General features: G+C 59.2%; 2 protein-coding genes (1 of these 2 running past the window's edge). Both read right to left on the bottom strand.

The window, feature by feature from the left end:
• Nucleotide 1 precedes the first annotated feature (1 nt).
• Entirely contained in the window at nt 2–1,357 is a 1,356-nt protein-coding gene (locus C7433_RS11545; protein WP_110268200.1) for a TolC family outer membrane protein, read from the bottom strand.
• Nucleotides 1,358–1,859: 502 nt separating this feature from the next.
• Nucleotides 1,860–14,304: the 3' portion of an Ig-like domain-containing protein gene (locus tag C7433_RS11540; RefSeq protein ID WP_110268199.1), read on the bottom strand. Its footprint extends 1,115 nt past the window's final position; the window shows 12,445 of its 13,560 coding nt (coding positions 1,116–13,560); its start codon lies beyond the right edge, outside the window; it ends in the stop codon at nt 1,860–1,862.

Genomic DNA, 14,304 nt, shown 5'->3' with positions numbered 1-14,304 from the left:
GCTATTGCAGCGAAGGAAGAAGATCGCCACTGTTTTTCTGGCGGTCGATGCCCATGATATCGAGCAGGTTGTCAACGGCGGCCGCATAGCGGACGGTGGCATCCCAGCCGTCGTAGAGGGCGATGATGCGGGAACTGTCGGCCTGAAAGACATCCTGCTCAACGCTGAGCAGATCGTTCAGGCTACGTTTGCTGAGCCGGTATTCGTCGGCGTAAACATTGCGTGTGTGCTCCGCGCTGGCCAGTTGCACTTCCCCCGCCTGCTGGCGTTGCTGGGCGCCAATCATATCGGCGTAAGCCGTGGAGGCGCTTTGATTAATGGCCAGTTTGGCTTGCTGCACCGCCGCCTGTGCGGCCAGACGCTCACCCTCGGCGGCCTGCGTTTTGGCATTGACCAGCCCGCCCTGATAGAGCGGCGCCTCAACCTGGAGCTGCACTTCGTCGTCCCAGTATGAGCGTTGATCGTTTTCATAACGCGTCCGGCCCGCCTGCACTTTGATACTGGGCCAGTGGCCAGACTGGGCCTGCCTTACCCGCTCACGCGCGGCTTCCTGTTTAGACTGCGCGCTGCGCACCGAAGCGCTGTTTTCATAGGCAATACGATCAAGAGTGACCTGCTGCCTGAGCAGCGCCTGAGGAAGTTCAGGCAGCGTCGCCGGTACCACGCCGGTCAAGACCGTAAGCTGGGCTTTGGCCGAGCGAAGCTGTGCCAGATACTGTTCACGAGTCGCCTGCATCGCAGCAATGCGGGTTTCTGCCTGCAATACATCGGACTGAGAATTGAGACCGGCATCCGCCCGCATTTTGGCAATTTCGCGAACGTGCTCAAGCGACGCGATGTTTGTCTGGGCCGTCATGGCAAGTGACTGATAGCGTTTGACCTCAAGATAGGCCTGTAACGTATCTTTCGCGGCCTGCGTCATGGCATCGAACAGGCCAAAGCGATATGCCTCTGAAAGGGCATGCTGTTCATCGATGGCACCGTTGGTGCGGCCAAAATCGTACAGGAGCTGACTGAGCATAATGCCGCCAGAGCCGTTGTTGTTCAGACTGCCGGAGGAATCCGTTTGATGTGAGCGCCCCGCTGCGCCCTGAAGCGATATCTGGGGATACCAGGCGCTCTGGGCCGCACTGAGATCCCCTTCCCCTACGTAAATCTGAGCGGCCGCTTCCGAAATCTTCGGATTGCGGGCAAACGCGCGCAGAATCGCCTCACGCAGGGTTAAGGTTGCCACCTGTTCTTCACTGGGCGCGGCACGCCAGTTAAATTCGGCTTCGGGTAAAGGCGCAGCCAGGGCTGCAGGGAGTACCATGCCATTTAAGGCACAACAGATCAGGACCAGACGCGCGTTCTTCATTCTTCATACCAACAGGGCTGTTTATCATCGTTAGAGGATTACCTGGTGATTTGGGGCGTAAAAAACAGCAATGCGACAGCAGAACACGCACTTTATTGTTAATTTAATTTATGTTTTTGAAAGCCTACCGCTAAGCGCGCGTTAATATTAATAGTATAAATTGGCGAGAGGTTCATGATAAAAATCGCCAGTTATCAAATATCTCGTCTGAAAGCTGTTTTTTTAGCCAAATTCAATCCCAAAAAGTCATTAGCATAAGTAAACAACCTGCCAGTTAATAAAGTTAAGGAATTACTCTATCCGTTGATGGACGAGGCGTCAGGACAAGGCGTGACGTTATATACCGCTTTATCCCGTGCCAGTCCTCCGCCTGGGGGAAGGATGACCGACACGCACTATCGAATGCGGCGCATTAACTGCGGTACGGTCAGTTAAAACGGATTAAAAAAGCGGGTGCTTGCGCACCCGCTGTGTTCTGCTTGTAACCATCAAACCGCACCGTTTAGACGATGGCGACCTGCAGGTTATGCTGGACCAGCACATCACCCAGCGTGTTGTCATTGGCAAGCGCCGAATTATGGTAGACCTCATAGGCCTGGCCATTCAGCATACGCTCACCACTGATTTCCCAAACGCCACCATCGCTATTGACCAGCGTGACCTGACTGCCGTCTGCGCCTTTAATCATCAAATCATCGCTCTGGTTGTCTGTAAGCGTAAGCGCCTCATTCAGATCAAGTTTGACCGAATTGGTGCCACTTTTACCCAGATCGAGAATTTCAATGTTTTCGACTTTCAGGCCAAGCGCAGTCAGATCCAGCGTGATGTGATCACCGCCCAGCACCAGGGTATCGGTACCGGCACCGCCATCAATATGGCTGAAATTCAGATCGTTGACGGTCACGGTATCGGCACCACTGCTGCCGCTTACCGTCGCCCCTTCAATCTGTCTGCCATCTTCCAGCGTAATCACCACCCCACCAATACTGTAAGCCTCCTCCGTTATGGGGGTTTCAGGCACGACAACGGCTTGCTCCGCGACATTCACCGACTCGGTACTGCTGGTCGGCACCACCGTATCGGCTTCCGTGGTCAGTGTAGAGACGGCATGGAGCGCCGGTGCTGTTTCCTCGCCAGACTGACTGTGATGCTGCGTTTCCAGACTGGCCGCCGTAACACTTTCGTCCGACACCGCGAAGGTGGCAAACGACTCCGCCGACAGCGTGGTCGTGGCAGGCAACAATGACCCCAGCAACAGCGTGTTTGTGGTGGTAAAGCTGTTACCGGCCACATCCGTAATGGTCACTTTCGCCAGCGTATTCACTGACAGCAAGAGTCCCCCTACAGAAAGCAGTGACGAGGCAAAATTAGCCGAGTAACGTCCCAGAGCATCGGTAGTCGTATTGATGGTTGGCCCGTTACTGCCGTTCGCCAGCAGCAGCGTCACGCTGACTCTGGAACCCTGGGCTGCGTTCAGCGATCCGCCCTGCACCGTCAAACCCGTCAAAAGTGCGGTCACGACGCTGAGCACCGGATCCACCCCGACGACAGGCTGGTTGTGCGACAACGCGGTAAAGGCACTGGTCGTCGTGGTGCTGTTACCGCCGATATCCGTGACGGTGACCGCGACCGAATGGCTGCCGTCCGAAATGCCTTTCAGTGTGGCTGACGGTACGCTAACGCTCCAGGTGCCGTTTGCGCCTACAGTGGTGGTCAGAATATTACCTGCCACGTTAACGGTCACGCGCCCGCCGACAGCATTGCTGCTGGTGCCGCTGATGGTTTCAGCAATATTGGATTCAGAGATGTTCAGATAACCATCACCGCCAAAGTAGCTGTTCACCCCAACGGTCGGCGTACTGCGGCTGGCGACGCCCAGCGAAGCAGACGCGCTGCCGCTGTTGCCGATACCATTGGTGACGCTGGCGGTAACGGTATAGAGTCCGTCCGCAATCGCCGCCAGGTTTGTTGCGGAGATCGGCAGGCTCCAGGTCCCGTTACTGTTTACCGACGTGGTAAAGGTCTGGGTACCGATGGTGACCTGCACCAGCGATCCTTCCGCGTTAGTGGCCGTCCCGCTAATCGTCTGCGTGGTTTTCACATCTGCGACGCTCAGCGCGTTGTCACCAAACAGGGAGGTAATGGTTAACGCCGGCGCACTGTTACTGATGACGCTCAGGTTGCCCGAACCGGACACGGTATTACCGTTAAGGTCGGTCCCTGTCACGGCAACAGTTTTCGCACCATCGCTGATGCTCAGCAGATCGGCCTTCGGTACGCTGATCGTCCACCCACCGCCGCTCACCACTTTGGTGGAGTAGGTCACGCCGTTTAACGTGGCGCTGACGGTTGCGCCCGCTGACAGTGACGACGACCCACTGATGGTCTGATTAGTTGAAAGGTCTGCGGCGCTCAGGACACCGTCGCCAAACACCGTATTGACCGTCAGAGTTGGCTGCGTCACGGCCAGCTGCACGCCTGCGCTGGTGGAGGTGGTGTTACCGACCGCATCCGTTACCGATGCACTGACCGTAAAGTTGCCGCCAAGCAATGTCGAAAGAACTGCCGGGCTTAACGAAGCAGAGAACGTGCCGTCCGCATTCACCACCGTCGTCGCCGTGGTGTTGCCAATCGCCAGGCGCACGGTGCTGCCCGCCGCCACGCCGGTTGCGGTCCCCGTAATGGTCTGCGTCACGAGCGACTCGGCAATATTAAGCACACCGTCGCCAAACAGCGGGTTCAGCGTCACTTTCGGCAGATTGTTAATGCCTACGGTCGCCGTGGCCGAGCTGCTGCTGGTATTGCCTGCGGCATCGGTGACGCTGACGCCTACAGTGAGCGTGCCATCGGACAAGCCTTTCAGCAAAGTCGGCGTTAAGCCGAGGCTGAAGTTGCCGCTGGCATCGGTGACGGTCACGAGCTGCTGCCCCGCAATCGTCACCACCACGCGAGATCCGGCTTCCGCCCCGGTTACCGCGCCGCTAATCGTCTGCCCCGCCAGGGCATCAGCTACATTCAGCAACGTATCCCCAAACAGCGGATTGAGGGTGATGGTTGGTACCACGGTATCGACGCGAATGCCCGCGCTGGTCGAGGCCGTATTCCCGGCAGCATCGGTAACCGTTGCCCCGATGGTGAGGTTGCCCTGCGCCAGCGTGCCGAGGATATCTGGCGTCACCGTTGCGGAGAAGGTGCCGTTCGCTCCCACCACTGCGTTAATCTGCGAGGCGCCTACCGTAAGCGTGACTGTCGAACCTGCTGCGACGTTGTTGACCACGCCGCTGAGCGTCTGACTGGTCGCAATATCGGCCAGGTTAAGCACACCATCACCGAACAGTGAGGTCAGACTGATAGTCGGCGTCTGGGTGAAAATGCCAATGGTGGTACTGTTGCTGGCCACGTTGCCGACAGCATCAACCACGCTGACGCCCAGTGTCTGGTTACCCGCCGTCAGCGCCGTCAGGTCGGCAGCAGGCAGCGTCAGACTCCAGCTTCCATTGGCGCCCACTGCGGTGGTGTAGGTGCGGGTGCCTAACGTCACCGTCACCTGCGATCCCGCCGCCGCATTTTCGATCGTACCGCCAATCTGTTGGTTGACGGCCGCTTCGGCAATATTCAGCAAGTTGTCGCCACCAAACAGGCCGGTCAGGGTTCCCACAACGGGTACAGCATCGACAATGGCCGTCACGGTTTCCCCCACGGTACGGACGTTGCCCGCAGCATCTGTCAGGGTGACGTCCAGCGCCAGCTGACCATCACTGATCAAACCCAGTACATTCGGTGGAACCACAATGGCCCATTTGCCATCCTGTCCGACCGCGCTGGTCAGCGTTGTGCCACCAATCGTGACCGCGACGGTCGCGCCCACGCCGGCCGATGTGGCCGTGCCGGTAATGGTCTGTGCAATCGTGGTATCGAGCGCACTGAGTGTGCCGTCACCAAACACAGAGTCGACCACCAGATTTAACGCCGCGTTCACCACCTTGTTGACGGTGATCGTCGCATCGGTTTGGTTGCCTGCAACATCGCTGACACGAAGACCAAAGACCAGCGGACCATCGTTAAGGCTGGCCAGCACGTCAGGCGTTAAGTCAATGCTCCAGGCACCGTCAGCACCGATAACCGCCGTAGCGATCGGCGCACCATCACCCACGAACAGGGAAATGGTTTGGCCCTCTTCTGCGCCCGTTGTGCGACCGGTCAGGACCTGACTGGTTGTGATATCGGCTGCATTAATCAGGTTGTCGCCCAGGAAGGCGTCAGTCTGAATCAATGGTGCGGTCGTATCTACAGTCACGGTGCGGTCGACGGAAGTCACGTTGCCCGCAGCATCGCTGAGCTGGGCATTGATGACCGTTTGACCCTCGGCGAGTGCCTGCATATCACTGGCCGGTACGCTGGTTGACCAGGTGCCGTCAGTCTGCACGACGGCGGTGTAGGTTTTGCCGTTGAGCGTCACCGTTACTGCGCGGCCCGCCTCACTGGTGTCCGAGGTACCGCTGATGGTCTGGCGTACCTGAGTTTCGCCGTCGTTAATGACATTGTCACCCGCAAAGTCATTGATAGTGAGTGACGGCGGTGTCAGATCCAACTGCACGGTGCCAGTGGCCGTGACGGTTTCCGAACCATTGGACGCGTTGACCGTAATGGTGACCGGCCCGTCGGTGGTGCCGAAATCGGCGACGGACAGCGCTCCCGTCGTCCAGTTGCCGTTCGCATCCAGCGTGGTGGCGTAAGGGGTCCCGTTGATGACAATGCTGACCTCGCCGGTAGCACCCAGGTTTTGCGATGTTCCGCTCAGCACGACACCATTTGCCTGATCGACCGTACTGATGATGTTGTCACCCGATACGGTGCCCAGCGTGACCAGCGGTCCCGGCGGTGGCGTCAGATCAACCGGAACTGACAGTTCCTGCGTCACCGGGTTACCGGCCTGATCGCTGACGGTCAGCGTCAGTGTGGTAGTCGGCTGCGTAAAGTCACGCATTTGTTCAGGCGTCAGAGTGAGGCTCCAGCTTCCGTCTGCCCCAACGATGCCCGTGCCCAGCACCGTGCCCGCAAGGGAAACGGTCAACGAAGTCCCGATTTCAGCCCCTGTTACTACGCCACTCAGCACCTGCGGCTGAACACTTTCGGCGTAATCCAGTCCGTCATCTCCTGCAAAGGCCACCGTGGTGATCACAGGTGCGGTAGTATCAATGGTCAGCGTCTCTGTAAGGGTGGCACTGTTGCCAGCCGCATCCGTCGCGACCACAGAAAGACTGTAATTTCCGTCGGTATAACCTTGCAGATCGGCTGTGCTCAGGGCTAATGTCCAGCTGCCATCTGCCTGTACCACCGCATCGAAGCTTGTCCCTCCTAAGGTGACCACAACCGTCTGCCCTTCACCGGGTTCCCCTGTGCTACCGGTCAGGGTGACGCCATTCGCGACATCCGCTGAATTAATAAAACCGTCACGTGCGAGCGGGGCCACGGTTGGCACCGGTGTCGTCAGATCGGCCGTGAAGTTAAACTGGGCAGTACCCGGGTTGCCGGTAGCATCAACGACGTTAACGGTGACGGTATACGGACCGCTCCCTAACGAATTTAACGCATTAGGCGGAATCGTCACGCTCCAGTTGCCATCGTTATCGACCGTGCCGGGATAGCTGATGCCGTCCAGATTCACGATAATGCTGACGGCCTGATTTGCGCCGCTGCTGCCCGTCGTTCCCGTCAGCGTGACGCCAGCGGCGGCCTCACTGATGCTCAGCACATTGTCGCCACCAAACTGTGTGGCCGCAAAAGTCGGCACGGGCGCCGTCACCGCGGTCACCACGTTTAATGTGGTGTTGTCGGTGTTCCCCGCACTATCGGCTGCACTCACCGTAATGACATGGCTACCGTTAGGAATTTGCGCCATCTGATCCGGGGTCAGCGTGAGCGACCAGCTTCCGTCATTCTGCACGACCGCATTCAGCGGTTCGTCATTGTTGAAGCCGCTGATCACCACCGTAACGGTTTGCCCCGCGCCACTGATGCCGGTGGTACCGGTCAGGGTTTGGTCCTGTGTCGCCTCAGTGGCATTCAGCGCACCATCGCCAAACGGCAGATTGAGACTCACATTCGGCAGCGTTTGCACAGCGACAATGATGTTGTCAACGGTGCTGGCCGTATTGCCATTGACGTCGGTGACGGTGATCGTCACCGGCCAGGTCCCATCCGGCAGCGTTTGCAGGACGCTCGCGGGCAGATCCAGTGACCAGGTGCCGTCGCCGTTAATGGCAGCCGCATAGAGCGTCCCGTTGACCGTAACGGTCACGGCGGCGGCGTTATCATTATTCAGATCGCCACTCAGGCTACCGCCAGCCTGCGCCTCGGCCGCGTTAATGCGTCCATCGCCAAACGGCGTATCAAGCGTAGGCGCGGCAATCGGTGCGGTTGCCGTCGTGAAATCCTGTGTGGTCGTCACCGAGGTATTGCCTGCCCGATCGGTCGTCACGATACTCAGGGTATGGCTGCCATCGGCCAGCCCCGCCATGACTTCCGGTGTCAGGCTGGCTGTCCAGTTACCCTGGGCGTCAACGGATACCGTCAGCGGTGTGCCGTCCACAGTCACGTTCACGGTTTGCCCGTCGCTCAGTGGTGTGGTGCCGTTAATCAGCTGTACTGACGCAGCTTCACTGGCATTGATGACGTTATCGCCAAACAGCGTTTCCGCAACCGTTGGCGTCGCTGGTGGCGTCAGTAAGATCTCAACGCCGACGGATGCTTCTGCCGGATTGCCCGCCACATCACTGGCCGTCACCTGCACCTGCGTCACGCCATCGGGTAAACCGCTGAGCGCGTCCGGTGCCAGATTGAGCGTCCAGATACCGTTGGCAGCGACCGTCGTGGTAAAGGCTTGATCCCCAATTGTGACGGTGATTTCGCTGCCTTCGGCCAGATTGGTGGCTGTGCCCGTCAGCGTCAACGCACCCGCAGCCTCTGCCTGACTCAGCAGGCCATCGCCAAACGGGACGTCCAGCGTCAGGACAGGTACGTTTCTGATCGCCACATCCAGCGTCGTGCTGCTGTCGGTCACGACGTTACCGCTGGTGTCCGTTGCCGTCACGGTGACAGTCTGAACACCATCAGTCAGCGCTTGCAGATCCGCTGCCGGGATGGCCAGCGTCCAGGCACCGTTTCCGTCGGCCAGGGCGGTGTAACTGATTTGATTTAGCGTCACGCTAATCTGTGCGCCAGGCGCACTGTTACCGGTGACCGTCAGATCCTGGAGCGATTCGGCCTGATTCAGCGACGTGCCTGCGCTCAGGGTAATATCGACCAGCGATGGCAGGGTCGTTTCGATGGCGACATTATGGCTGGCCTCCGCAGGATTGCCCGCAGCATCATTCGCCGTCACCACAAAGGCCTGTTCTGTCCCGGACGGCAGATCAGCAAGGGCATCGGCGGGCACGGTTACGCGCCAGTTGCCGTTGGCATCAATGGTGGTCGGGTACGCAATACCGTTAACGGTCAGCGTAACAGGCGTCCCTTCTGCCAGTAGCCTGCTGCTGCCCGTCACCTCCAGCGCCGTTCCGGCTTCGGTTGCGTTGATGATGTCGTCCGCTGCCACTACATCTACGCTAAGCGTTGGCTGCGCCGCCTCGCTGGCGATGACAGTGAGGCTGGCAGTGCTGCTGGCAGGATTGCCCGCCGTATCGCTCGCCACCACCACCACAGACAACGCACCATCTGGCAGCGCGCCAGCATCACCCGCAGGAACGGTCACGTTCCAGCTGCCGTCTGCCTGTACGGCACCGGTGTAGCTCTGACCGTTCAGGGTGACAGTCACAACCTGCCCCGCCGTCAGGTTCGTGCTGCCACCGCTGATGGTGAAATCGGCAGCGGCTTCTGCCCGGTTCAGCAAGTTATCGCCGCTGACGGTATCGACTGTCAGCACGGGCAATGACGCGCTGTCGGCGACGCGGGTCAGATTTTGCGTCAGCGTGGTCTGGTTACCCGCCGCATCTGTCAGGGTAATATCCAACGCATACGTGCCATCCGGTAAGCCCTGCATGACGCTGGCAGGAATATTGACCTGCCAGCTTCCATCCTGAAGCACCAGCGTCTGATAAGTCTGGCCTTGTAAGGTCACGGTAACCGTTTGCCCTTCATCAGCCAGCGATGCCGTGCCGGAAACCGGAATGGTCTGCAGCACCTCCACTGCATTGATTTGATTATCTCCGGTAACCGGCGTCAGAGTCAGTTCAGGCGGTGTGAAATCCACGGTGATGTTTCTGTCCAGGCTGCCCGTGTTACCCGCCGCGTCAGTCACATTGACGACAATGGGATTGACGCCTTCTGTCAGTGCCTGAAGGACATCACTACCCAGAGTCAGAGACCAGTTACCCTGTGCATCTACTGTCGCGCTGTAATCATTTCCCCCCACGGTCACCGTGACGGTCTGACCTGCGCCAGAAGCGCCGGTGGTGCCGCTGAGTGTCTGGTCAGTCGTGGACTCGATCTGGTTCAGATAGCCGTCTGTGAAAGGTGTAACGATACTGATCGGCAGACTGTTCGTTGATACGGTAATCTCGCGGGTTTCTGTCACGCTGTTTCCGGCCAGATCGCTGACGGTCACGGCCAGTGCATAGCTGCCTGCGGGAATACCTTCCAGTGCGCCAGCGGGCAATGTAAAGCTCCAGTTGCCTTCGGCGTCAACTGCCGTGGTCCATACCTGATTGTTTAAGGTGATCGTTACCACCTGACCTTCCCCGGCATCACTGCTGCCGCTGAGCACAATCGGTCCGGTGCTCTCGGTCGGGTCGACAACATCATCGCCTGTCACCGGATCCAGCGTCAGCCCAGGCGGGGTGAGATCCACCTCGACAGTGCCCGCAACGGAACGGCTGTTACCGGCCGCATCCGTGACCGTCACCGTATAGCCGGTGCTGCCCTCAGTCAGAGCGGTAAGCGCATCAGCAGGCAGCGTAACGCGCCAGTTGCCGTTTGCGTCCACGGTTCCGCTGTAAATATTACCGTTAAAGGTGACGTTAACGGTTTGCCCAACGCCACTCACACCAGTTGTGCCGTTCAGCGCCTGCGCACTGGTGACATCGTCTGCATTAATCACGCCGCCATCAAAAGCATTAATAACGACAGGGTTGGGTACATTGTTAATGGCCACGTTCAGCGTGCCTGAGCTGCTGAGTACGGCCCCCGTGGTATCCGTAGCCGATACGGTCAACGTGGTCGGCCCATCCGTCAGGCTTGCCAGATCGGCAGGTGGGATCACAATGTTCCAGGTTCCGGTGGCTGAAACCGTGCCGGTATACGTGACGCCATTGAACACCAGCGTAACCGTGCTGTCGGGCGCGACATTGACCGTGGTTCCGCTAACAATCAGCGGGTCGGTTGCCTCACCGGCATTCAGATAGTTATCGTCGCTCAGGGGAGCCAGCGCGATGCCTGAGGCATTGCTGTTGAGCGTCAGATCCAGACTGCCAGTGGCGGTATTGCCTGCGGCATCACTGACGGCCACGGTGTAACTGGCGCTGCCGTCAGCCAGCGAAGCGAGGACCTCTGCCGGAACAGTCAGTTGCCAGGTGCCATCCCCCAATACTGTGCCGCTGAAAACATCGCTGCCTACAGTGAGGGTGACGGTCTGACCCTGCTCGACATTCGTGGTGGTGCCGGACAGCACCTGACTGACCTGACGCTCTGCGCCATCGACGACATTATCGCCTGCGAAGGGATTGAGGGTTAACGTTGGCAGCGAAGCCGCATCCGCTTTTACCGTCAGGTTACTGGTATTGGTAGAGACGTTACCGGCACTGTCTGTCGCCGTCACCGTTAAGGTATAGCTACCGTCAGACAATCCACTCAACGCAGCATCCGGTACATTCAGCGTCCAGGTGCCATCTGTATTAGCCGTTGTTGTGACGGTTGTACCATTAAACGAGGCGACGATGGTCGCACCGTTTTCACTGGTGCCGGTCAGCACAAGAGGCTGCTGAATTTCCGTGGCGTTGAGTACGCCATCGCCAGAAGGCGTGGCAACCTGCAGCACCGGCGGCACGGTATCCACCGTGACGGAGCCAGAGGCCGTACTGGTGTTGCCGGCAATATCGGTGAGCGTGACGGTATAAGGTACCGTTCCCTGATCCAGCGCAGCGAGGATGCCTGACGGAATGCTCACCTGCCAGTTACCTGCACCATCTACCGTGCCGTTGTAGTCAACCCCATTGAAGTTGACGACGACGCCTTGCCCGGCACCGGACACACCGCTGTTGCCCGTAATCGTGCCGTTGGCCGTGGCTTCAGCGCCATTCAGCACGCCATCACCAAAGGCGACGCCAGCCGTTGCGATCGGCAGATCGGTAGCAAAGACGTTAATATTCGTTGTATTGGTGGCAAGCGTGTTACCACCGGCATCGGTGATAGTGGTAATGACCGGCAGAGCACCGTTTGGCAGTTCAGCCAGCGAACCGGCAGGCAGCGTCACCGTCCAGTTGCCCTGCGCATCGACCGTGCCGGTATAGCTGGTGCCATTAACACTAACGATCACCTGACTGCCCGCAGGAATGTTGATTGTGGTGCCACTCAACACGACATCGCTGGCCACATCCTCAACATTGAGGTAGTTATTTGTCCCTACAGGCGACAGCGCAACGCTGCTGCCCGTATTGTCCACCGTAAAGGCCAGCTCGGCACTGCTGGTGTTCCCGACGGCGTTTACGACCTCAACGGTCAGCGTCTGCGCACCATTCGGCAAGCCGGACAATGCGGTGGACGGCAGCGTGATTTGCCAGTTACCGTTGGGCTCTACTGTACCCGTGTAGGTCACGCCATTCAGGGTAACGCTAACCTGTTGTCCCGCCTCAACATTGGTTGTGGTGCCGGTAAGGGTTTGTGGCTGCTGCTGTTCGGCACCATCCAGAATGCCATCGCCAGCAAAACTACCCGAATTAACCGTAATCGTAGGCTGGACTTCTGGTGCCGTCGCGACATTCAGATCGCTGGTGAACGTCGTCTGGCTGCCATTGGCATTCGTCACCGTGACCGTAAACGGATTGCTGCCTGACGGTAATGCAGCGAGATCAGACTGGTCAACTCTCAAAGACCAGCGGCCATTAGAGGCCACCAGCGTCCGGTAAAATCTGCCGTTGAGCGAGAGTGTGACCTGATCGCCATTCTGGCCGGTACCATTCAGGATCAGTGGCTGTGTCAGATCGCTGACGCTTAGCGTGTTATCGCCGCCCACGGGATCAACGCCCAGCACAGGTGACTGAGTATCCACCGTGAGGTTATTTGTCTGGGTAACCACGTTGCCAGCCTGATCAACCACACTGACAACCAGTGGGTTATTCCCCTGCGGTAAGGCAGACAGATCGGTGGCAGGAATCGTCGTACTCCAGCTGCCGTCCGTATTAACCGGAACGTTGTAGGTGTTGCCGCCGAGTTGAATCTGTACCTGTTGTCCGTCACCGGTAATGCCGGTATTCCCGCTCAGTACCTGATCACTGGCGGCGTCCAGATTATTAAGGACACCATCGCTGATCGCGCCGCTGTCGAGGTTAACAGCAGGCAATGTTGTGGCCTGCAGGATCACGTCAGCTGTGCCGGTCACAAGGTTACCGTTAGCATCCACGGTGCTGACGGTAATCGATTTCAGCCCGTCTGCTACGCCGTCAAAAGCGGCTGCAGGCATCGTGACCGACCATAATCCGTCGCCATCTACGGTACCGTTGTAATTGACACCGTTAAAGTTAACCGCAATCTGCTGACCCGGTGTCCCACCAAGGAACGCACCCTTAACGATAACGCCCTGGCTGGCTTCCAGCGCATTAATAAAACCATCTCCGCCCAGCGGTTGGGTAATCGTCAGCGATCCCGGCGTCCCCGCTGCGGGTTCAACGATAATGTCCTGGTTGCCCGTCGCGATGTCTCCGGCATTGTTAGCCACGCTGACGGCAATTGTCGTCGTGCCCGCCGCTAATGCGCCCAGCGCTGACGACGGCACCGTCACGCTCCAGCCGCCGTCCTGGCCCACCGTGGTAGTATAGGTCTGCCCGCCCAGGGTCACGGTCACGGTCTGGCCCGGCTCCACATTGACGGTGGTGCCGGACAGAATCTGATCCGTTGCTTTTTCTGCATTATCCAGCACGTTGTCTCCGGCGAAAGGATCGACGGTCAACGTCGGATCGCCAGGCTGTGTTGCCGGTGCCTCCACAGTGATGGTTTCGGCAGTCGTGGCTGCGGTGCCCGCCGCGTTGCTCACCGTCGCCTCGATGGTCGCCGTGCCCGCCGCCAGCGCCTGCAGCGCCGCCGCCGGCACCGTCACGCTCCAGCCGCCGTCCTGACCCACCGTGGCGGTGTAGGTCTGCCCGCCCAGCGTCACGGTCACGGTCTGGCCCGGCTCCACGTTGCTGGTAACGCCTGAAATGAGCTGATCCGACGTTTTTTCGTCGTTATCCAGTACGTTGTCCCCGGCAAACGGCGCAAGAGCCACCGTCGGATCGCCGGGCTGTGTTGCCGGTGCCTCCACGGTGATGGTTTCGGCAGTCGTGGCCGCGGTGCCCGCCGCGTTGCTCACCGTCGCCTCGATGGTCGCCGTGCCTGCCGCCAGCGCCTGCAGCGCCGCCGCCGGCACCGTCACGCTCCAGCTGCCGTCCTGGCCCACCGTGTTGGTGTAGGTCTGACCGCCCAGGGTCACGGTCACGGTCTGGCCCGGCTCGACGTTGGCGGTGATGCCCGAAACGGTCTGATCCGTGGCCTTCTCCGCGTTGTCCAGAATGTTGTCCCCGGCAAAGGGCGCGAGGGTCACCGTCGGATCGCCCGGCGAGGTCACCGGCGCTTCCACGGTGATGGCCTGGGTCTGGGTGGCTGCGGTGCCCGCCGCGTTGCTCACCGTCGCCTCGATGGTCGCCGTGCCCGCCGCCAGCGCCTGCAGCGCCGCCGCCGGCACCGTCACGCTCCAGCTG

Origin of the sequence: Pantoea sp. PNA 03-3 (assembly GCF_003201175.1) — a bacterium.
GTDB lineage: Bacteria > Pseudomonadota > Gammaproteobacteria > Enterobacterales > Enterobacteriaceae > Pantoea > Pantoea stewartii.
This window is presented reverse-complemented; position numbering and strand designations above follow the sequence as displayed.